This window comes from Mycobacterium scrofulaceum, from assembly GCF_002086735.1.
Taxonomy (GTDB): domain Bacteria; phylum Actinomycetota; class Actinomycetes; order Mycobacteriales; family Mycobacteriaceae; genus Mycobacterium; species Mycobacterium scrofulaceum.
The window spans coordinates 25338-46598 of record NZ_MVIJ01000016.1 but is presented as its reverse complement, the minus strand read 5'-3'; the positions used below and the strand labels follow the sequence as shown (position 1 = coordinate 46598).

The following is a 21261-nucleotide window of genomic DNA, read 5'->3' as shown; positions in this document are numbered from 1 at the left end:
CGGACTCCTTTCACGAGTTTGCCGGGCTGCGTTGCGCTTCCAGCGGCTCGATTTCGTCGGGCGAGAAATACAGGTAACGGCCGTACCAGTCGTGCAGGTCGGCGGCCGGGTCGTCGTCGACGACGACGGCGACATGCTTGTTGCCCTCGACGTCGGAGTGCACCGAGGTGACGCGTGCGGTCTTGCCGGCGACGAAGATGTCCTGGGCGTCGGCGTTGCGCCGGGGCCGCAACCGCACTTTGCTGCCGCGCGCTACCCGGGTCCCGTTCACCAGCACGGCATCGATCTCCGGACGGACCGCGTTGTCGGCCAGGGGATCCCACCAGTCGACTCCGTTCGGAACCTCCGGGACCAGGCCGCGGACCGCGTGGGGATCGCGCAGCACGCCGTGGAGCCGCGCCATCGCCTCTGGGGACATGGCGTCGCACTGGTCGATGATCCGCGCCGCCCGGGGGTCGGTGGCCCGCGCCTGTGCCTTCTCCGCGTCCGTCATGGTCATCACCCGCAGGGTGAGGATTTCGTCGATCTCCGTGCAGTCGTACAGGGCGGTGTCGCTCTGTTCGGCGACCTCGGGGTGGTCGTAGAGGATGATCGGCGAGACCAGCAGCAGGTCGCGGACGCCGGGCGGGCCGGCCAGCACCGGGAAGCAGCGGTGCTGGCCGCACCTTGACACCGCGTCGGCCGCCTCCGGTGGCGGTTCGAGCAGCGAAACGAACTGGCCGCGCTCGAGTTCGGCGATCAGGTGCGTTCCGATCATCGACCGCGCGATCGAGTCGTTCTTGTCTGCCGCACCGTCACCGACGTTGCGGACCCGCGCCGACACCCGGCACAGGTCGCCGTCCGCCTCGCTGGCGACCGTCAGCACCCCACGCACCTCCCGTCGTTGCCGGACGAGGCGACCGCCATCGAGGAATTCGATGTCGGTGGCCGCGTCCGCCGTCACCGACAGTGTCCACGGCCCGCCGTCCAGCGCGACAGGGCCGAATGACCTCTCGCATTCGACCGCCTCGTCCCAGGTGAGCCACGACCCGCCCGCGGTCGTCAGCTCGTCGACGGGCCGGTATTCGCCGGGGGCGACCTCGCGCTCGGCCCGGCGGTGCTGCAACTGCAGGAATCGCACCACCAGGCGCAGCTCCGCGGCGCCGTCCACCAGGAACTGCGAAGCCATGGTGTCGTCCTCGCCCAGGCCCGCGTCCAGCGCCCCGGGCGGTCCCAGAACGCCGAACTGCCAGCGTGATTGGTTCTTGCTCGACGTTCCGCGATACGGGTAGAGCAAGTAGCCCTCGTAGAGCACCGCGTCGGCGACGGCGCGGGCCCGGTCCCGATTCTCGCTCACCGCGCCGTCTCCCGGTCCGTGTCCAGCAGTGAGGTGATGGCGTGGTCGAGGTCCAGCAGCCCGTGCGCCGACTTGTAGGCGGCCAGCGCGGCGATGGTGTCATGGCTCAGCCGCACCCAGCCGGCGTTCGGATAGTGCTGGGCCATCAGCTGCCGCCAGACGGCAACCGGCATGTCGTAGCGGCATTCGCAGTCCCACGGCACCTGCTGGACGAAGAACCCACGTTCGGATTTGACGAAAATTGTTCCACTGAACAGGAATTGAAGTGGCAGCGCGCCGTCGCGCAGCGCGTGCAGGTATTTGGCGGCGGCGACCTCGAAGTCGTAGGTGCAGTCCAGGGGCAGCGCCGCCGTCGTGGTGCCGGTGAACCCCGGCACCATCGCGCTGCAGTGCTGCCAGAGGAAGGTGCGCTGGGTGCTCGCCCAGCGTTCCCGCGGGCCGAACAGGTCGACCACGCCGGCGGCCTCGTCGTCGGAGTAGGACCGCCGCAGCGGCTCGATGCGGACCTGGCAGCGCAGGGCGATCGCGTGGACCGGCTCGGTGGCATCGCCGGCATCCACGGCGACGCGCGCGGTCAGCACCGGGCTGACGGTGTACGGCTCGGGCGCTACGTCGAGGACCGTGAAGGCCGTGAAGGCTAGGTCCATCATGGCGGCGTTTCAGGCTGCTTCGCGGCGCGGGTTTCCAGGTGCGCGAAGAAGCCGTCGATGAATTCCCGCGCCTCCTGGCCGCCGTCGAACCCGCGCCACAGCAGGCGCAACCGCCCGACGAATTCGTAGCAGGCGTCGATGGGGACCAGATAGCTCTGCGGTGCACCGGTTTCCGGGACGCGGACCAACAGCGCCTCGATGTCGTCGGCCAGCATGCGGACCCGAGCGTCGGCGCCGCGGAGCGCGTCCCAAACGTCGAGTGCGAGCTCGGATTCGCACGCCCCGGCCGGGCCCGGGTAGAAGGCGACGGTGCGGCCGAGGGCGGAGTTGGTGAAGAAGAACGCGACGCCCACCGGGATCTGCAGCGTCTCCCACGCGCGGCGGTCCAGCGCGAAATCCGGGAAGGAAAGGTACCGGTCCGGCACCGCGCGGTAGCGGAGTTCGGCCCGCGCGTCGGTGAACAGCAGATAGCAGGCGCGGCACACGCACATGAGCTGCCGGTCGGTCACGTTCACCACATGCTGGTGCTCGTCGGCGATCCATTCCGAGCACATCTCGCACCGCTCGCCCGCCGGTTCGGGGGCCGGCCGGTTGGTGCGGATGCGGGTGAGCACGTCGTACGGAGTCGTCATGCCGGGGCGCCCATCGGTTCGGCCAGCGCTACCGATGGCACGCCATCACGAACAAGTAGGGGGAGCGGCTCGAGGTGAGTTCCGTCGGCGCCGGCACCCGCGTGGATGACGTCGAATTGCGTGCCGCACCGGGGGCAGCCCAGCAGCGTCTCGCGCAGTCGTGCACCCGCCAACGAGCCGTCACACACCGGACAATGGTCACGGTAGGCCAGCGGCAGGTCGCCGATCCTGCACACCAACAACGGAACGTCCGACACCAGGAAGCCCGCCACCTCGCCGGGCGCCAGCTCGGCCAGTTCGGGTACCGGGTACCAGGTCGAGCTGGTCGAATGAACGTGGGCCAGCAGGGATTCGGCGGGGATCACGGCCGGGCCGGGCGCGGATTCCGCGGCCACCACCTCGATCGACGAGACCTCGGGCGCCGCGGCGCGCACGGCGTCCTGGACCGCCAGCTCCAGCGTCACCGCCGACGACGGACAGCTCTTGCAGCTGCCGGTGAAGGCGAGCCGCACCACCCCGTCATCGGTGACCTCCAGCAGGTCGACGTCGCCGCCGTGCGAGCCCAAATACGGCCGCACCCGGTCGAGGGCGTCGGACACCCGGCGGTGCAGGTCGTGCGGGTGCAGGCCGTGGACCAGGAGCAGGCTGGCCACCAGGTCGTCGGTGGCCAGCCGCTCGGCCAGGCCGGGGCCTGGACCGTCTTGGGCCAGCAGCATGATCCGTTCCAGCCCGGCCCCGTAGAGCCCGACCACCTCGCGGACCAACTCCCGGGCGCGTTCCTGCGCGGCCGCGCCACCCGTCGCGCAGGAATCCAGCAAGGTCTGGATCCGATCGCCCGCTGTGCGCCAACGCGCCTCGCTGTCAAGGTTCTCCGGGCGATCCACCTTCAATCACTCCCCGACGGGTGACTGTGTCGGCGTGTGCAGTCTCTCCAGGGTCTTGCCCTTACCCAGGTACATATGCACGCCGCAGGGCAGGCACGGATCGAAGCTGCGCACCGTGCGCATGACGTCGATGCCCTTGAAGTTCTCCCGGCTGTTCTCCTCGAAGATGGGCTGGCCCTGCACCGCGTCCTCGTAGGGCCCCGGCGTGCCGAAGCTGTCGCGCGGGTTGGCGTTCCACGGGGTGGGCGGGTAGGGGTGATAGTTGGCGATCTTGCCGTCCCGGATGACCAGGTGATGGCTGAGCACGCCGCGCACGGCCTCGGTGAAGCCGCAGCCGATGGCCTGGTCGGGCACCTCGAAGCGCTCCCAGGTCTTGGTCCGCCCGGCGCGGATCTCCTCGAGCGCCTTCTCGGCGAAGTGCAGCGCGCACGCCGCCGCGTAGGCCTGGAAGTAGGTGCGCGCTCGGTCCCGTTCGATCGTGTTGCTGCCGTACTCGGGCACCTTCCACTCGAACTCGACCGGGCCCTTGAGCGCGGTCTTGGGCAGGTTGATCTTGACGCTGTTGCCGGTCGCCTTGACGTAGCCGATGTCGACCAGGCCGGCCAGCGCGGTCGCCCACAACCGGGCGAGCGGGCCGCCGCCGGTGTCGAGCGCCAGGTGGTCCGTGCCGTCGAACCACCGCGGCGACATCACCCAGCTGTACTTGCCGCCGTCCATGTCGCGCTTCTGGGGGTGCGGGTTGGTGTGCTGGTTCCACGGGTGCCGCCGGTCCACCGCGTTGCCCAGCGGATCGGTCTTGACGAACATCTCCTGATCGGTCCAGTCGTCGTAATACGAACTGCCCAAAAGGATCCGGATGCCGAGGTTGATGTCCACCAGCGAGTGGGTGAGCAGCTTGCCGTCGACGACCACGCCCGGGGTGACGAACATCGCGTTGCCCCACCGCTCCATGTCCTTGTATTCGAAGTTGCACACCTCGGGGTCCTGGAAGGAGCCCCAGCAGCCGAGCAGGGTGCGCCGCAGCCCGACCTTCTCGTAGCCGGGCAGTGCCTCGTAGAAGAAGTCGAACAGGTCGTCGTGCATGGGCACGACCTTCTTCATGAACTCGACGTAGCGCATCAGCCGCGTCATGTAGTCGGTCATCAGCTGCACGGTCGCGACGGTGCCGACCCCGCCGGGGTACAGCGTCGACGGGTGCACGTGGCGACCCTCCATGAGGCAGAACATCTCTCGCGTCCAGCGGCTGACCGCCAGCGCCTCCCGGTAGAACTCGCCGCTGAACGGGTTGAGCGATCGCATGATGTCGGCGATCGTCCGGTACCCGTGCGCGCCGGCCTGCGGCGCCGGCGTCTTCTCCGCCAGCGCAAGGACGCTCGGGTTGGTCTCGGACACCATCTTCTCGCAGAAGTCCACGCCGACCAGGTTCTCCTGGAAGATGTTGTGGTCGAACATGTATTCCGCTGCCTCACCCAGGTTGACGATCCACTCGCCGAGGTGCGGTGGCTTGACCCCGTACGCCATGTTCTGCGCGTAGCACGAGCAGGTGGCGTGGTTGTCACCGCAGATGCCGCAGATGCGGCTGGTGATGAAGTGGGCGTCGCGCGGATCCTTGCCCTTCATGAAGATGGAGTAGCCGCGGAAGATCGACGAGGTGCTGTGGCACTCGACCACTTCGCGGTTCTCGAAGTCGATCTTCGTGTAGATGCCCAGGCTGCCCACGATCCTGGTGATGGGGTCCCACGCCATGTCGACCAGTTGGCCGGGTTCCCGCTTGGCGTGGGTGGGCTCCGGAATGATGGTTGTCATCGCACTTCTTCTTCCCGCTGCAGGCGCTCAAGGCCGACGGCTCATTGGTGAGAGCGAAGCGCGCCGACCCGGTAGGTGACCTACCAGGTGCGGCGCGCCCCGGTGGTGAGTTGGTTACCGCTGTGGCGCCACCGCGGTTCCTTGTCGACGGTGCGCGCCGTGATACCCCTCAAGTTGCGAATCACGGTGCCGTACAGACCCGACGCGGTGCTCGAAAACTTCCCGCCCGGCGGTTCGTCCATGAACGGCATGAACTTGTCGGGGAAGCCCGGCATCGTGCACCCGATGCAGATGCCGCCGACGTTCGGGCAGCCGCCGACACCGTTGATCCACCCACGCTTGGGCACGTTGCACTTGACCACCGGACCCCAGCAACCAAGTTTGACAATGCATTTCGGCGAGCCGTATTCGGTGGCGAAGTCGCCCTGTTCGTAGTATCCGGCCCGGTCACATCCTTCGTGCACGGTGTTGCCGAACAGCCACTTGGGGCGCAGCGCGTCGTCGAGCGGAATCATCGGCGCCTGACCGGTGGCCATGTAGAGCAAATAGGTCAGCGTTTCCGACAGGTTGTCGGGATGGATCGGGCAGCCGGGCACGCACACGATCGGAATTCCGGCCTTGCTCTTCCAGTCCCAGCCCAGGTAATCGGGTACCCCCATCGCGCCGGTCGGGTTGCCGGCCATGGCGTGTATGCCGCCGTAGGTGGCGCAGGTGCCGACCGCCACGATCGCGGTGGCCTTGGGCGCCAGCCGGTCGAGCCACTCGCTGGTGGTCATCGGCTGGCCGGTGGCCGGGTCGTTGCCGAACCCGCACCAGTAGCCCTCGTCCTTGATCTTTTCGTTGGGGATGGATCCTTCGACGACGAGCACGAAGGGCTCCAGCTCGCCGCGGTCGGCCTTGAAGAACCACGAGAGGAAGTCGTCCGCGCCGCCGGTGGGGCCGCATTCGAAATCGATGAGTGGCCAGTGCACGGCGACCTTCGGCAACCCCGGCAGAGCGCCCAGGGCGATCTCCTCGACCGTGGGTTGGGTGGCGGCAGTCAACGCCACCGAATCGCCGTCACAACTGAGCCCCGCGTTAATCCAGAGAACATGGATCAATGTTTCTTCTGCTTTGACTGCTGCTTCTGTTGGCATGCTGCAGCTTTCCGGGGCCGGGCTGAGACCCCTGCGCCGCCGGAGTCGACCGTCGGCCCACTTGCGCAGCGCTAGTTTTTGGGTCTACTCCTCACCGTCGGGTGTGTCAACGGTTCTGCGGCACCAAGTAGTTAGACAACCGTTGCAAAGCCTTTCGCGCCGCCGGGCGCCCGCGCGGGCCCGGCCGGCGGTGACGCGCTCATGCAAAGTGCTTGCAGGAACGGGCAGGTCAGCCCGGGCGGTCGGCGGCGAAGCGCCGCAGCCAGCCGAACCACGCGGCCATCCCGGCGCCGGTGCGCGCGCTGAGCGGCAGGATCGTCGCGGTCGCATTGACCTTGCGCACGTGGGCGATGTAGGTGTCGACGTCGACGTCGAGGTGGGGGACCAAGTCAATCTTGTTGAGCAACACCACATCCACCGACCGGAACATCACCGGGTACTTCAGCGGCTTGTCCTCGCCCTCGGTCACCGAGTAGACCATGGCCTTGGCGTGCTCGCCCACGTCGAACTCCGCCGGGCAGACCAGGTTGCCGACGTTCTCGATGATCACCAGGTCCAGTGCGGGCAGGTCGAGTCCCGGCAGCGCGCGGTTCACCATCGGCGCGTCGAGGTGGCATTCGCCGCCAAAACCGTTGCTGGTGTTGAGCAGTGACACCTGGGCGCCGCGACCGCTGAGCTTGGCGGCGTCCAGGTCCGTGGCGATGTCGCCCTCGATCACCCCGATGGCCAGCTCGCCGGCGAGCTCGTCGAGCGTGGCCTGCAGCACGGTCGTCTTGCCCGATCCCGGCGAGCTCATCAGGTTGACGGTGCGTACACCGTTGCTGTCGAATGCCGCCCGATTGGCGTCGGCGAGGAGGTCGTTCTCGGCGAAGATCGCTTCCAGCACGTCGACACGCTGCTTGCCGGTCTGGTAGCCCCCGTGATCGCCGTGCCGGTGATCCGGATCGTCGTGGGCGTGGGTGTGCACGGTGCCGTCGTCATGCCGATGAAATCTTCCCATGGTCAAATCCGTTCGGGAAAAGCGCTTTTCACGAGACGTCCAGCGAGGTCACCAAGAATTCGTTGCCACGCAACACCTCGACGTCGGAACTGTCGCACTCCGGGCACCAGATCGACCAGGCCGACGTGATCTCCGATCGGCGGCCGCAGGCACGGCAGCGCACCTCCGCGCCGACGCATTCGAGCTCCAGCTCGGCCCCCGGCATGTTCTCGGCGTCGCGCACGAGCGTCCAGCAGAACGACAGGGATTCGGGCACCACCTGGCGCAGCGCGCCGATCCGAACCCGCACCACGTCGACGCGCCGGCCGTCGGCATGCGTCTTGACCACCCCGGCGATCGCTTCGCACAGCGACAGCTCATGCACCGCCGGTCACCGGCATCCGCCCGCAGCGAGGCCCATGAGCACTGTTCTACACCCGAAGGGCCCGGCCGCGCAGCAGTGTGGGTGGGCGAACGCTCAGGAGGAAGTCCACTTTTGTTCGAGGCGGCCGTAGCGCCAGACGAGCAGGGCCACCGCCCAGGTAACGACGAACGCCCCGACGACGAAATAGCCCACGGCGTTGAGGTCCAGCCCGCCGATCCAGCTCCAGAACGGCCCCCGCCAGCCGAATTGCTCGGCGAACAGGCTGAGCAGTTCGACGCTGCCGATCAGCAGCGCGACGACGACCGACAACGCGGTGATCGTGATGTTGTAGTAGATCTTGCGCACCGGGTTGGAAAACGCCCAGCCGTAGGCGAAGTTCATGAACGAGCCGTCGATGGTGTCCAGCAGGCACATGCCCGCGGTGAACAAGACGGGCAGGCACAGGATGGCGTACCACGGCAATCCGGCGGCCGCGCTGGTGCCCGCCAGGACCAACAGCGCGATTTCGGTGGCGGTGTCGAAGCCGAGCCCGAACAGCAGCCCGACGGGGTAGGAGTGCCACGACTTGGTGATCGATTTGGTGAAGCGGCCGAGGAACCGGTTCATCAGGCCACGGTTGTCCAACTGCCGTTCGAGTTCGGCCCCGTCGGTTTCGGGGTCGTAGTCGCCGCGGCGCAACCGGGCGAACACCCGCAGGATCCCGACGAGCACGACGACGTTGAGCAGTGCGATCGCGTAGAGGAACACCCCGGAGACGCCGGTGCCGATCAGCCCCGTGTAGTGGTGCAGCGTCGAGGAGTCGTCGCGGACCGGTCCGACGATCGTCTTGACCCCGGACGCCAGCAGGATCGCCAGTACGAAGACGACGGTGGAATGGCCCAGCGAGAAGAAGAAACCGACGGCCAGGGGGCGCTGGCCGTCGTTCATCAGCTTGCGGGTGGTGTTGTCGATGGCGGCGATGTGGTCGGCGTCGAACGCGTGCCGCATGCCCAGCGTGTAGGCCGTCAGCCCCACGCCGACGCCAAACGCCTTGCCTCCGAGGCTGAATTGCGCCGGGGTCACCAAAGCCATCAGGGTGAACCAGCCGATGACGTGGAGCGCGACGATGATCGCCGACATGGCCGCGAGTCGCCACCACTCCGCCGCCGTGAGGGCGCTGCGAAGCCTGGTCGTCCATGACGGGCGCCAGTCGAGCTCAGTACCGGCCACTGGGGTCCTTCGGCGTCGGGCGGGAAACAACCGGCACGACTGTATGTGCCGCCGTCGACTAGATGCAAGTGGGTTGCAGGAATCCCCGCGACCGGGGCGGGGCCAATTCGGCCGAAAACTGGCGCGCCCAGCTGACCGGCGCGACACTGAACGGGTGACGCCCAAGCCGTCGGCACTGGACCCGTCCGTCACCGCCCGGATCGGCGATCTTCTGCGCGCCCGCGGGCTGCGGCGGATGTCCTCACGCATCGAGGTGCTGGCGGTGCTCGAGCCGGTGGACGGGCACCTGCCGGTGGCGGAGATCCACAAGCGGGTGCAGGCCGGCCTGCCGCACGGCGCGCACGCCCCCGACGTGGCGACGATTTATCGGACGGTGACCACCCTGGTCGGGCAGGGCGTGCTGCACGCGTTGACCCTCGACGGCGGTGTCACCACCTACGGGATGGCGACGGCGCCGCACCACCACGCCGTCTGCACCGAATGCGGCGCGATCATCGAGGTGCCCGCCCGGCAGCTCAGTTCGGCGCTCGAACACGCGATGGCGGGAAGTTCCTTCGCGCTCTCCGAGGCCGCGGGCCTGACGTTGCACGGGCTGTGCCCGCAGTGCCAGGACGCCAAGCCGCTCAAACGATCAGGGCGCTGAGCCCGGTCCGAATGTGGCGACCCGCTTCGCGGGGCTGTGCCGAATGTGGCGACCCGCTTCGCGGGGCTGTGCCGAATGTGGCGACCCGCTTCGCGCGGCTGTGCCGCGCTTGCGATCGCCACGGCCGCGCTTGCGATCGCCACTAGTACAGGTCCAGTAGCGCGTTCTCGACCACCTCGGGCAGCGCCGGGTGGATCCAGTACTGCCCGCGGGCCATCTGCGGCGCCGTCAGCCCGAAGCTCATCGCCTGGATCAGCGGCTGGATGATCGACGACGCCTGGGGGCCCATGATGTGCGCGCCCAGCAGGCGGCCGGTGCTCCGCTCGGCGACGAGCTTCACTATCCCGGTGGTGTCCTCCATCGCCCAACCGTAGGCGACGTCGCCATAGTCGCGTATCGCGACCGAAACATCGAATCCCTTTGCAATCGACTGGTTTTCGGTCAGGCCGACGGACGCGAGCTGAGGGTCGGTGAACACCGCCGACGGCACGAAGCGGTGATCGGTCCTCACCATCGAATCGGTGTCGTCCCAGTCGCAGATCAGGTTGTGCCGCACGACGCGGGCCTCGTGGTTGGCGACGTGCTTGAGCTGATACGGCGACGAGACGTCGCCGAGGGCGAAAACCCCACGGGCGGAGGTACGTTGGTATTCGTCGACCACCACCCGGCCGTCCTCGACGTCGACACCCGCCTGCTCGGCGTCCAGCAGGTCGCCGTTGGACACTCGCCCGGTCGCAACCAGCAGCAGGTCGGCCCTCAGCGTGGATCCGTCGTCGAGTCGCAGCGCGACGCCGGAGCCGTCGTCGGTGCCGCCCACCACGTTGCGGTGCGTGCGCAGTTCCCATTTGGCGGCCGCGATGCGGGTGAAGCGTTCGCAGATGGTGTCGTCGCAGTGCCGCAGCATCGTGCCCCCCCGGATCACCAGGGTCACCCGCACGCCGAGCGCGGAGAAGACATGGGCGAATTCGGCTGCCACGAAGCCACTTCCGACGATCACCAGGTGCTCGGGCAGCTCGGGGATCCGCATGATCGTGTCGCTGGTGTGATAGGCGACGCCGCAGTCCAGGATCGCCGGCGGGATCACCGGCCGGGACCCCGCCGCGATCACCACCTGGTCGGCGGTGAATTCGTCGCCGGCATCGGTGCGCAGCAGGTAGCGCCCGTCGGGCTGGCGCGGCCCGAACCGGGTGTGCTGGCTGTACAGGTCGATGTTGGGAGACACGCTGCGGTAGTCTTCGCCGCTCATCGAGATCGGATCGATCCGCCCGAAGATCCGCGAGACGATGTCGTCCCACCGCAGCCGGTCGATGTGGGCGTCGACCCCGTAGCGCGCCGCCTCCCGGATCGTGGTGGCGACCTCAGCGGCGTAGACGAACATCTTGGTCGGGATGCAGCCCACGTTCAGGCAGGTGCCGCCGAACGTGCCGTGCTCGCACAGCGCCGCACGCTTGCCGGTGAAACGGTCATCGAGAATGGTGTTGCCCGAACCGGTTCCGATGATCGCGATGTCGTACGTCTCCACTCCTCAGCCCTTCTTCGAGGACGTGCGGTCGGCGGCGACGTAATGATCCAGCCAGCGGTCGAGCTGGTGGTAGGCAGCCTGCCGCGGTTGCGGCAGCGACAGGAACACGTCGTGTTTGGCGTCGCCGATCGGAACGATCGTGCTGTGATTGCCGATACAGCCGGCCCGCCTGGCGATCTGGGTGACGTCGAGCACCGCGTCGCCACGTTGCATGGACGCCGCGTCGCTGGTTTCCCGGACGGTGTGATCCGAACGCAGGATCAGGTTGGGCACCCCCACGTCGAGCCCGCGGTGCAGCCGCGCGTGGCCGCGCCGGATGGCGTGCAGCCAGCCGAGCGTGATGGGGAAGCCGCCCACCGGTTTCCACTGCAGGTTGTAGTCGAACTCGCCGTGATAGTCGCGGTGCAGCGTGGTGCCGTAACCGCCGTCGGTCGGCGTCCGCACCACCCCCTTGGACCGCACCCGGGACAGGCCGGCGATCAGCGCCGCGGTCACCGGGAGGCGCAGGACCGCCGGGCCGTGCAGGTCCAGAAACGGGCTGTTGAGCACCAAACCCCCGATGCCGGCGTGTGCCGCGGCATCGCGCCGGCGCAGCCGGTCCAGCCACAACGACACGATCAGCCCGCCGGAGGAATGGCCGTAAACCAGGACCGTGGCGGGCCGGTCCTGCTCGCGGATGGCCGCCAGGGCGTGCTCGAGTTCGGCGTCGTAGTCGTCGAGGTTGGTGATGAAATGCGGTGTCTGACCGTCGCGGCGCGAGCGGCCACATTTCTGTAGGTCCAGCGCGTAGAAGGTGAAGCCGCGATCGGCGAAGTGATCGGCCAGCGCGGTGTTGAAGAAGTAGTCGGTGTAGCCGTGCACGGCCAGCACCGCGTGGCCAGCGGCTGAGGGGCCGGAGGGCTGGTCAGGCTCGCCACGCCGGATCAGCGTCGCGACGATCTCGCCCTCGCCGACCGGATCCGGCCCGAGGGGGATGGTGCGCTGCCAATAACCGGGCAGGACATCGGGCACCCAGCCAGTCACCCCGCCACTCACCAGGCCAGCTTAGAGGTTTTGCTGGCCGCCGGAAGGCGCACGCCGTTCGTGCCCCGTTTGGCTCGGGATAGCCTGGGAACCGGCGTAGTCGAGGGAAGGACCACGGAGCACGTGTCATCGTTAGCCCGAACCGCACGCGCGGACGTCGTGCTGGTGGGCGCGGGCATCATGAGCGCGACGCTCGGTGCGTTGCTGCGGCGGCTTGAGCCCGACTGGTCCATGACCGTCGTCGAACGCCTGGACGCGGTCGCCGCGGAAAGCAGCAGCCCCTGGAACAACGCCGGCACCGGACACTCCGCGTTGTGCGAGCTCAACTACACCCCGCAGAGCCCCGACGGTTCGATCGACATCACCAAAGCGGTGCGCATCAACGAACAGTTCCAGGTGACCCGGCAGTTCTGGGCCTACGCCGTCGAGCACGGGATCCTCACCGACACGGGCTTCTGCAACCCGCTCCCGCACGTCAGCTTCGTGCGCGGCGCGCAGCGCGTCGAGTTCCTGCGGCGGCGCCAGCGGGCCCTGGCGGGCAATCCGCTGTTCGCCGGCACCGAATTCATCGACGACCCGCACGAGTTCGCCCGCCGGCTGCCGTTCATGGCCGCCAAACGCGACTTCTCCGAGCCGACCGCGCTCAACTGGGCGCCGCACGGCACCGACGTCGACTTCGGGGCGCTGTCCCGCCAGCTCATCGGCTTCTGCGTGCGAGATGGCGCGACCGCGCTGTTCGGCCACGAGGTCCGCGGTCTGACCCGGCAATCGGACGGCAGCTGGACGTTGCTGCTGCGCAATCGGCGCACCGGTGAGAAGCACCGGCTCAACGCCAAATTCGTCTTCGTCGGGGCGGGCGGGGACGCGCTGCCGTTGCTGCAGAAGTCGGGTATCGGCGAGGTCAAGGGCTTCGCCGGATTCCCCATCGGCGGCCGGTTCCTGCGCACCGACAACCCGGCGCTCACCGCCGCGCACCGGGCCAAGGTGTACGGGGTCCCGGCCCCCGGCGCCCCGCCGCTCGGCGCGCTGCACTTGGACCTCAGGTTCGTCAACGGCAAGTCGTGGCTGGTGTTCGGGCCGTACGCCGGCTGGTCGCCGAAGTTCCTCAAACACGGCCGCCTCTCCGATTTGCCCCGCTCGGTGAAGCGCGACAACGCGCTGTCCATGCTGGGCGTCGGCCTCACGCAGCTCAGGCTGCTCCGCTATCTGATCGGGCAGCTGCGGCTGTCGGAGCCGGGCCGCATCCGGGCGCTGCGCGAATTCGCGCCCAGCGCGGCGGCTTCCGACTGGGAGCTGACCGTCGCCGGCCAGCGGGTGCAGGTGATCCGGCGGGACAAACGCAAGGGCGGCGTGCTGGACTTCAGCACCACCCTGGTCGCGGCCGCCGACGGCAGTATCGCCGGGCTGCTGGGCGGCTCGCCCGGTGCGTCGACGGCCGTCGCCGCCATGCTCGACGTGTTGGAGCGGTGCTTCGCCGGCCGCTATCGCTCCTGGCTACCCACGCTGGAAGAGATGGTGCCGTCGCTAGGGGTGGAGCTGTCCCGCGAGCCCGCGCTGTACGACGAGGTGTGGTCCTGGGGTTCCAGGATGCTGGGGTTGACGTCCGATTCGGGGGTGCGGTCATGAGTGAGGCGTTACGTCGGTCCTGGGCCAAAGACCTTGATGCCCAGACCCTTTACGAACTGCTCAAATTGCGTGTGGAGGTTTTCGTGGTGGAGCAGGCCTGCCCGTATCCGGAGCTGGACGGACGTGACCTGCTCGCCGAGACCCGGCACTTCTGGCTGGAGACGCCGCAGGGGGAGGTGATCTGCACGTTGCGGCTGATGGAGGAGCACGCCGGCGGCCGCAAGGCGTTCCGGCTCGGACGGTTGTGTACGAAACGCAGCGCGCGCGGCCAGGGCCACACCACCCGGCTGCTGCGTGCGGCCCTGGCCGAGGTGGGTGACTACCCGTGCCGGATCGACGCGCAGACTTACCTGGCCGACATGTACGCCCAGCACGGGTTCGTCCGTGCCGGCGAGGATTTCGTCGATGACGGCGTTCCACACGTGCCCATGCTCAAGCCTTCGCGGCCGGGCTCGGGTCTGACGGAGCTCCCGTGAAGCCGTATCCGTTCAGCGCGATCGTCGGGCACGACCAGCTGCGGCTGGCGCTGCTGTTGTGCGCGGTGCGCCCCGAGATCGGCGGTGCGCTGATCCGTGGCGAGAAGGGCACCGCCAAGTCGACGGCGGTGCGCGGGCTGGCGGCGTTGCTGTCCGCCGCCAACGGCAGCTCGGAGAGCGGACTCGTCGAAATGCCGCTCGGCGCAACCGAAGACCGGGTGATCGGTTCGCTGGACCTGCAGCGGGTGCTGCGCGACGGCGAGCACGCCTTCTCGCCGGGTCTGCTGGCCCGCGCGCACGGCGGCGTGCTCTACGTCGACGAGGTCAACCTGCTGCACGACCACCTGGTGGACGTGCTGCTGGACGCCGCGGCGATGGGCCGGGTGCACATCGAGCGCGACGGCATCTCGCATTCGCACGAGGCCAGGTTCGTGCTGATCGGCACGATGAACCCGGAGGAGGGCGAGCTGCGCCCACAGCTGCTGGACAGGTTCGGCCTGACCGTCGACGTGCACGCGTCGCGCGATGTCGACGTGCGGGTCCAGGTGGTGCGGCAGCGGATGGCCTACGAGGCCGACCCGGACGCGTTCGTCGAGCGCTATGCCGGCGCCGAGGCCGAACTGGCCCGGCGGATCGCCGACGCGCGGGCGCTCGTCGGCGAGGTGGTGTTGCCGGACAACGAGTTACGGCGCATCGCGGCGGTATGCGCGGCGTTCGACGTCGACGGGATGCGGGCCGATCTGGTGGTGGCCCGCACCGCCGCGGCGCACGCCGCCTGGCGCGGCGCCACGTCCGTCGAAGAGCAGGACGTCCGGGTGGCCGCCGAGCTGGCGTTGCCGCATCGGCGCCGCCGCGACCCGTTCGACGACCCGGGCATCGACCGCGACCAGCTCGATGAGGTGCTGGCCCAGGCCGGCAACGACGATCACGAGTCTGCACCCGAGCCCGAGCCCGACCCGCCGGGCGGTGGGCAGGCCGCGGAAGTCCCTGCGGAGCAACCGGACTCATCGGTAGGCCAGAAGTCGCCACCGCCGCGGCCCAGCGCGCCCCCGTCGAAGACTTTCCGCGCCCGGGCGCTGAAGGTGCCGGGTGTCGGCGCGGGCGCGCCGGGGCGACGCTCGCGGGCCCGCAACGCCACCGGCAGCGTGATCGCCGCCGCCGACGGCGGCGACACGGGTTCGGGCGCGCACGGGCTGCACCTGTTCGCGACCCTGCTGTCCGCCGCCGAGCGCGCCGGCGCCGGCCCGTTGCGGCCGGGACCCGACGACGTGCGGCGCGCGATCCGCGAGGGGCGCGAAGGCAACCTGGTCATCTTCGTCGTGGACGCCTCGGGTTCGATGGCTGCGCGCGACCGGATGGCGGCGGTCAGCGGCGCGACGCTGTCGCTGCTGCGCGACGCCTATCAGCGCCGGGACAAGGTCGCGGTGATCACCTTCCGTCAGCAGGAGGCGCGGCTGTTGCTGCCGCCTACGTCGTCGGCGCACATCGCCGGCCGGCGACTGGCCCGATTCGACACCGGCGGCAGGACGCCGCTGGCCGAGGGCCTGCTCGCCGCGCGCGAACTGATCGTTCGGGAGAAGGCGCGCGACCGGGCCCGCCGCGCCCTGGTCGTGGTGCTCACCGATGGTCGGGCCACCGCGGGACCGGACCCGTTGGGCCGCAGCCGCGCGGCGGCCGGCCGGTTGCTGGCCGAGGGTGCCGCGGCGGTGGTCGTGGACTGCGAAACCTCTTATGTGCGGCTGGGATTGGCCGAGCGACTGGCCCACCACCTCGGCGCGCCGGCCGTGCGCCTCGAGCAACTGCACGCCGATTCCCTGACGCGCGCCGTGCGCCGCGCGGCCTGAGAAAGGTAACGGCTCATGCCACAAGGCCGCCCACTGCAGGTCCCCGATGACGGACTGAGCACCAAGGCCCGGCGCAACACCCCCGTGCTGGCGGTGCACACCGGGCCCGGCAAGGGCAAGTCGACGGCCGCCTTCGGAATGGCATTGCGGGCCTGGAACGTCGGGTTTTCCGTCGCCGTGTTCCAGTTCGTGAAGAGCGCCAAATGGAAGGTGGGCGAGGAGACCGCCTTCGCCCAACTCGGCCGGGCGCACCGCGAACACAACATCGGTGGGCCCGTCGAATGGCACAAGATGGGGGCGGGCTGGTCCTGGTCGCGCAAGGCTGGCAGCGAACTCGACCACGCCGCGGCCGCGGCCGACGGGTGGGCGGAGATCTCGCGCCGGCTGGCCGAACAGCGCCACGACTTCTACGTGCTGGACGAGTTCACCTATCCGCTGAAATGGGGGTGGGTGGACGTCGATGAGGTGGTGGACGTGCTGTCGGCCCGGCCCGGCCACCAGCACGTGGTCATCACCGGGCGCGACGCCCCGCAGCGGCTGATCGACGCCGCTGACCTCGTCACCGAGATGACCAAGGTCAAGCATCCGATGGACGCGGGCCGCAAGGGGCAGAAGGGGATCGAGTGGTGAGCGTCCCGGCGGTGGTCGTCGCCGCACCGACGTCGGGCAGCGGAAAGACCACCATCGCAACGGGTTTGATTGGCGCCCTGCGGCGCGCGGGCCATGCCGTGGCGCCGTTCAAGGTCGGCCCGGACTTCATCGACCCCGGTTATCACGGCCTCGCCGCCGGTCGCCCCGGCCGCAACCTCGACCCGGTGTTGGTCGGCGAGGACCTCGTCGGCCCGCTGTACGCCCACGGCGCCGCCGGCGCGGACATCGCGGTGATCGAGGGTGTGATGGGGCTCTTCGACGGCCGGATCGGGCCCGCCGCGGCCGGACCCGCGGAGGGTTCCACCGCCCACGTGGCCGGCCTGTTGGGCGCGCCGGTGATCCTGGTGGTCGACGTGCGCGGCCAGAGCCAGAGCATCGCGGCTCTGCTGCACGGCTTTTCGACGTTCGATGCCGCGACGCGGGTACGCGGTGTGATCCTCAACCGGGTCGGTTCGGCGCGGCACGAGCACGTGCTGCGGCAGGCCTGCGAGCAGGCGGGCGTCGCGGTGCTGGGCGCCATTCCGCGTAGGGCCGAGTTAGAGCTTCCGACAAGATATTTGGGTTTGGTCACCGCGGTGGAGTACGGGCGGCGGGCGCGGGCCGCGGTGGAGGCGATGACCGACCTGGTCGCCGGTCACGTCGACCTGCCGGCGGTGGCGGCTGTCGCCGCCGGCCGGGCCGGCCCGGCGTGGGACCCGGCCACGGCGGTGGGCGAGACAACCGGCGGGCGGGCCACCGTGGCGATGGCGGCCGGGAAGGCGTTCAGCTTCGCCTACGCCGAGCATGCCGAGCTGCTCCGGGCGGCCGGCGCCGACGTGGTCGAATTCGACCCGCTGGCGGACGAATTGCCGGACGGCACCGACGCGGTGCTGCTGCCCGGCGGCTTTCCCGAGCAATTCACCGCCGAACTCTCGGCCAACGACGTCGTGCGGCGGCAGCTCAACGAGCTGGCCGCCGCCGGCGCGCCGATCCACGCCGAATGCGCCGGACTGATCTACCTGGCCAGCGAGCTCGACGGCCACCCGATGTGCGGGGTGCTGGCCGGCTCGGCGCGGTTCACCCCGCACCTGACGCTGGCCTACCGCGACGCCGTCGCCGTGGCCGATTCGCCGCTGTACTCCGCCGGGCAGCGGGCGGTGGGCCACGAATTTCACCGCACCGCAGTCAGCTTCAGCGAAAATTACCAACCGGCGTGGGTGTATCGCGGCAACGAAGCGGATCCCGTGCGGGACGGGGTGGTGCGCGCGGGTGTGCACGCCTCGTACCTGCACACCCATCCGGCCGCCGCGCCGCGCTCCGTCGCGCGGTTCGTCGCGCACGCCGCGTCCCGCCGCGCTCGCGGTCGCCACTAGTTCCGATGGTGGCGACCCGCCGCGCCCGGCGTCCCGCCGCGCTCGCGGTCGCCACTGTTCCGATGGTGGCGACCCGCCGCGCCCGGCGTCCCGCCGCGCTCGCGGTCGCCACTGGTTCCGATGGTGGCGACCCGCCGCGCCCGGCGTCCCGCCGCGCTCGCGGTCGCCACTAGGCTTGTCCGGTGACCGAGAACGCCTACCTCGCCGGCCTGCGGCTGGCCGGCAAAAAGGTCGTCGTGGTCGGCGGCGGCTCAGTGGCCCAGCGCCGGCTGCCGCTGCTCATCGCCAGCGGCGCGGACGTCCACGTCATCTCCCGCAGCGCCACCAGGTCCGTCGAGGCGATGGACGGAATCACCTTGTCCCTGCGCGAATACCGCGACGGTGATCTCGACGGGGCCTGGTACGCGATCGCGGCCACCGACGACCCGCAGGTGAACGCCGCGATTGTCGCCGAGGCCGAACGCCGCCACCTGTTCTGCGTCCGGGCCGACGTCGCGGTGGAAGGGACCGCGGTGACACCGGCGTCCTTCAGCTACGCGGGATTGTCGGTCGGGGTGCTGGCCGGCGGCGAGCACCGCCGCTCCGCGGCCATCCGCTCGGCCATCCGCGAGGCGTTGCAGACCGGGGTGATCACCCCGGACAGCGCGACCAGCCCCGACGTCGTGCGCGGCGGGGTGGCGCTCGTCGGCGGCGGGCCCGGCGACCCCGAACTGATCACCGTGCGCGGGCGGCGGCTGCTCGCCCACGCCGACGTGGTGGTCGCCGACCGGCTCGCGCCGCCCGAACTGCTGGCCGAGCTGCCGCCGCACGTGGAGGTCATCGACGCCGCGAAGATTCCCTACGGGCGCGCGATGGCGCAGGACGCGATCAACGACGTCATGATCGACCGCGCCCGGTCCGGGAAATTCGTCGTCCGCCTCAAGGGTGGGGACCCGTTCGTCTTCGCCCGCGGTTACGAAGAGGTGCAGGCGTGCGTCGACGCCGGGATCCCGGTCACGGTGGTACCCGGTGTGACGAGTGCCATAGGGGTGCCCGCCCTGGCCGGCGTTCCGGTCACGCATCGCGCCATAAATCACGAATTTGTGGTGGTCAGCGGGCATCTGCCGCCCGGTCATCCCGAATCGTTAGTGAATTGGAATGCGCTCGGCGCGATGTCGGGCACCATCGTTTTGCTGATGGCGGTCGAGCGCATCGAGCTTTTCGCCGATGCGTTGATAAAGGGCGGGCGACCTGCGGATACGCCGGTGTTGGTGGTGCAGCATGGGACGACCGCGTCTCAGCAGACTTTGCGGGCCGCCCTCGCCGACACGCCGGAAAAGATCCGCGCCGAGGGCATCCGACCTCCCGCGATCATCGTGATCGGGCCGGTCGCCGCTTTCGGGCTTTAAACGGATCTTAAGATTACTGTAAGGTAACCCTTTATGACGGCTCTCAACGACAGTGAGCGCGCGGTGCGGAACTTCACGTCCGCGCGCCCCGATCGTCCGGCCCCGGTGCGCGCCACGCGCCCGGCGGAGACCGCCTCCACCCGCATCAGCAAGTACTACCCGGCGTGGCTGCCGTCCCGTCGCTTCATTGCGGCCGTGATCGCCATCGGTGGCATGCAGTTGCTGGCGACCATGGACAGCACCGTCGCCATCGTCGCGCTGCCCAGGATCCAGAACGAGCTCAGCTTGTCCGACGCGGGCCGCAGCTGGGTGATCACCGCCTACGTGCTCACCTTCGGCGGGCTGATGCTGTTGGGGGGGCGGCTGGGCGACACCATCGGGCGCAAGCGCACGTTCATCGTCGGCGTCGCGCTGTTCACCATCTCCTCGGTGCTGTGCGCGGTCGCCTGGGACGAGGCGACCATGGTCATCGCGCGGCTGTCGCAGGGGGTGGGGTCCGCGATCGCCTCGCCGACCGGGCTCGCGCTGGTGGCGACCACCTTCCCCAAGGGGCCCGCGCGTAACTTCGCGACCGCGGTGTTCGCCGCGATGACGGCCATCGGCTCGGTGATGGGCCTGGTGGTCGGCGGCGCGCTGACCGAGGTGTCCTGGCGGCTGGCGTTTTTGGTGAACGTGCCGATCGGGCTGGTGATGATCTACCTGGCCCGCACCGCGCTGCGCGAGACCAACCGGGAGCGGATGAAGCTCGACGCCACCGGGGCCATGCTGGCCACGCTGGCGTGCACCGCCGCCGTTTTCGCTTTCTCGATGGGGCCGGAAAAGGGCTGGGTGTCGATCACCACCATCGGTTCCGGCGTAGTCGCGATGGCCGCCGCGCTGGCCTTCGTCATCGTCGAGCGCAGCGCCGAGAACCCCGTCGTTCCATTCTCGCTGTTCCGCGATCGCAACCGGCTGGTCACCTTCGCGGCGATCTTCCTGGCCGGCGGGCTCATGTTCAGCCTGACGGTGTGCATCGGCCTGTACGTGCAGGACATCCTCGGCTACAGCGCCCTGCGCGCGGGCGTCGGCTTCATCCCGTTCGTCATCGCGATGGGCATCGGCCTGGGCGTCTCCTCGCAGCTGGTGTCGCGCTTCTCGCCGCGGGTGCTGACCATCGGCGGCGGGATCCTGCTGTTCTGGGCGATGCTCTACGGCTGGGGCTTCATGCACCGCGGGGTGCCCTATTTCCCCAACCTGGTGCTACCCATCATCGTCGGCGGCATCGGCATCGGCATCTGCGTCGTCCCGCTGACGCTGTCGGCCATCGCCGGCGTCGGTTTCGACCAGATCGGTCCGGTGTCGGCGATCGCGTTGATGCTGCAGAGCCTCGGCGGCCCGCTGGTGCTGGCCGTCATCCAGGCCGTGATCACCTCCCGCACGCTGTATCTGGGCGGCACCACCGGCCCGGTGAAGATCATGAACGACCTCCAACTGCACGCGCTCGACCAGGGCTACACCTACGGCCTGCTGTGGGTGGCCGGGGTTGCCGTGGTCGTCGGCGGGGCGGCGCTGTTGATCGGCTACACGCCGGCGCAGGTCGCCCACGCGCAGGAGGTCAAGGAAGCGATCGACGCCGGAGAGCTGTAACGCCGCCGGTCGCCGTTGGCGGCCAACTCCAGTGTCGTTGCGCCGGATTCGATAGCGCCGGCGATATCAAGTTCGCGCGGCCGTGCAAGCCTC

Annotated in this window: 19 protein-coding genes; 8 read left to right on the top strand and 11 right to left on the bottom strand. The window is 69.3% G+C overall.

Annotated features, from left to right (window positions below; all coding sequences use genetic code 11):
• Nucleotides 1–10 precede the first annotated feature (10 nt).
• The 9 genes from BST44_RS12715 to nicT all read right to left on the bottom strand — a co-directional run bounded on the left by BST44_RS12715 (nucleotide 11) and on the right by nicT (nucleotide 9017).
• Nucleotides 11–1336, bottom strand: coding sequence for a hypothetical protein (locus BST44_RS12715; RefSeq protein ID WP_142274475.1), 1326 nt, complete (start codon nucleotides 1334–1336; stop codon nucleotides 11–13).
• Nucleotides 1333–1986: a DUF6084 family protein gene (locus BST44_RS12710; protein ID WP_083177476.1), complete on the bottom strand. Its 654-nt coding sequence runs from the start codon at nucleotides 1984–1986 to the stop codon at nucleotides 1333–1335. The genes BST44_RS12715 and BST44_RS12710 overlap by 4 nt, the downstream gene beginning before the upstream one ends.
• On the bottom strand, nucleotides 1983–2618 hold the full coding sequence (locus BST44_RS12705) for a DUF5947 family protein (protein ID WP_083177475.1): 636 nt from the start codon (nucleotides 2616–2618) through the stop codon (nucleotides 1983–1985). Before BST44_RS12705 ends, BST44_RS12710 begins: the two co-directional genes overlap by 4 nt.
• Nucleotides 2615–3508: a NifU family protein gene (locus tag BST44_RS12700; RefSeq protein ID WP_083177474.1), complete on the bottom strand. Its 894-nt coding sequence runs from the start codon at nucleotides 3506–3508 to the stop codon at nucleotides 2615–2617. Before BST44_RS12700 ends, BST44_RS12705 begins: the two co-directional genes overlap by 4 nt.
• A complete protein-coding gene (locus BST44_RS12695; protein WP_083177473.1) occupies nucleotides 3509–5308 on the bottom strand; it encodes a nickel-dependent hydrogenase large subunit in 1800 nt (599 codons plus the stop codon). It lies immediately after the preceding gene.
• Nucleotides 5309–5388: 80 nt separating this feature from the next.
• Nucleotides 5389–6444, bottom strand: a complete 1056-nt coding sequence (locus tag BST44_RS12690; RefSeq protein ID WP_083177472.1) for an NADH-quinone oxidoreductase subunit B family protein — start codon at nucleotides 6442–6444, stop codon at nucleotides 5389–5391.
• Between the two features lie 229 nt (nucleotides 6445–6673).
• On the bottom strand, nucleotides 6674–7444 hold the full coding sequence (hypB, locus tag BST44_RS12685; protein ID WP_083177471.1) for a hydrogenase nickel incorporation protein HypB: 771 nt from the start codon (nucleotides 7442–7444) through the stop codon (nucleotides 6674–6676).
• A 28-nt stretch (nucleotides 7445–7472) separates the two neighbouring features.
• Entirely contained in the window at nucleotides 7473–7808 is a 336-nt protein-coding gene (locus tag BST44_RS12680; RefSeq protein ID WP_083177470.1) for a hydrogenase maturation nickel metallochaperone HypA, read from the bottom strand.
• A gap of 93 nt (nucleotides 7809–7901) precedes the next feature.
• Nucleotides 7902–9017, bottom strand: coding sequence for a Nickel transporter NicT (nicT, locus tag BST44_RS12675; protein ID WP_083177469.1), 1116 nt, complete (start codon nucleotides 9015–9017; stop codon nucleotides 7902–7904).
• A gap of 154 nt (nucleotides 9018–9171) precedes the next feature.
• On the opposite strand from nicT, the gene BST44_RS12670 reads away from it, so the two are divergent.
• A complete protein-coding gene (locus tag BST44_RS12670; protein WP_083177468.1) occupies nucleotides 9172–9660 on the top strand; it encodes a Fur family transcriptional regulator in 489 nt (162 codons plus the stop codon).
• Between the two features lie 142 nt (nucleotides 9661–9802).
• Here the strand turns inward: BST44_RS12670 and mtr are convergent, their stop codons facing one another.
• Both mtr and BST44_RS12660 read right to left on the bottom strand, forming a co-directional pair.
• Nucleotides 9803–11182 (bottom strand): mycothione reductase, encoded by a 1380-nt coding sequence (mtr, locus tag BST44_RS12665; RefSeq protein ID WP_083177467.1) that lies wholly within the window; start codon nucleotides 11180–11182, stop codon nucleotides 9803–9805.
• A 3-nt stretch (nucleotides 11183–11185) separates the two neighbouring features.
• Nucleotides 11186–12205, bottom strand: a complete 1020-nt coding sequence (locus tag BST44_RS12660) for an alpha/beta hydrolase (protein ID WP_244184805.1) — start codon at nucleotides 12203–12205, stop codon at nucleotides 11186–11188.
• 123 nt (nucleotides 12206–12328) lie between these two features.
• Between BST44_RS12660 and mqo the strand changes: the two genes are divergently transcribed.
• The 7 genes from mqo to BST44_RS12625 all read left to right on the top strand — a co-directional run bounded on the left by mqo (nucleotide 12329) and on the right by BST44_RS12625 (nucleotide 21168).
• Entirely contained in the window at nucleotides 12329–13831 is a 1503-nt protein-coding gene (gene mqo / locus BST44_RS12655) for a malate dehydrogenase (quinone) (protein ID WP_083177465.1), read from the top strand.
• Nucleotides 13828–14307 carry a GNAT family N-acetyltransferase gene (locus BST44_RS12650; protein ID WP_083177464.1) on the top strand — a complete coding sequence of 160 codons (480 nt, stop codon included), beginning with the start codon at nucleotides 13828–13830 and terminating at the stop codon, nucleotides 14305–14307. Before mqo ends, BST44_RS12650 begins: the two co-directional genes overlap by 4 nt.
• Nucleotides 14304–16151 (top strand): magnesium chelatase subunit D family protein, encoded by a 1848-nt coding sequence (locus BST44_RS12645; protein WP_083177463.1) that lies wholly within the window; start codon nucleotides 14304–14306, stop codon nucleotides 16149–16151. Before BST44_RS12650 ends, BST44_RS12645 begins: the two co-directional genes overlap by 4 nt.
• Before the next feature lie 15 nt (nucleotides 16152–16166).
• On the top strand, nucleotides 16167–16781 hold the full coding sequence (cobO, locus tag BST44_RS12640) for a cob(I)yrinic acid a,c-diamide adenosyltransferase (RefSeq protein ID WP_083177462.1): 615 nt from the start codon (nucleotides 16167–16169) through the stop codon (nucleotides 16779–16781).
• The gene (locus BST44_RS12635; RefSeq protein WP_083177546.1) at nucleotides 16778–18154 is read left to right on the top strand and encodes a cobyrinic acid a,c-diamide synthase CobB; all 1377 of its coding nucleotides are present in this window, start codon (nucleotides 16778–16780) and stop codon (nucleotides 18152–18154) included. The genes cobO and BST44_RS12635 overlap by 4 nt, the downstream gene beginning before the upstream one ends.
• A 182-nt stretch (nucleotides 18155–18336) precedes the next feature.
• A complete protein-coding gene (gene cobA / locus BST44_RS12630) occupies nucleotides 18337–19542 on the top strand; it encodes a uroporphyrinogen-III C-methyltransferase (RefSeq protein ID WP_083177461.1) in 1206 nt (401 codons plus the stop codon).
• Nucleotides 19543–19575: 33 nt separating this feature from the next.
• Complete coding sequence (locus BST44_RS12625; RefSeq protein WP_083177460.1) at nucleotides 19576–21168, top strand: MFS transporter; 1593 nt, start codon at nucleotides 19576–19578, stop codon at nucleotides 21166–21168.
• The last annotated feature ends 93 nt before the right edge of the window (nucleotides 21169–21261 follow it).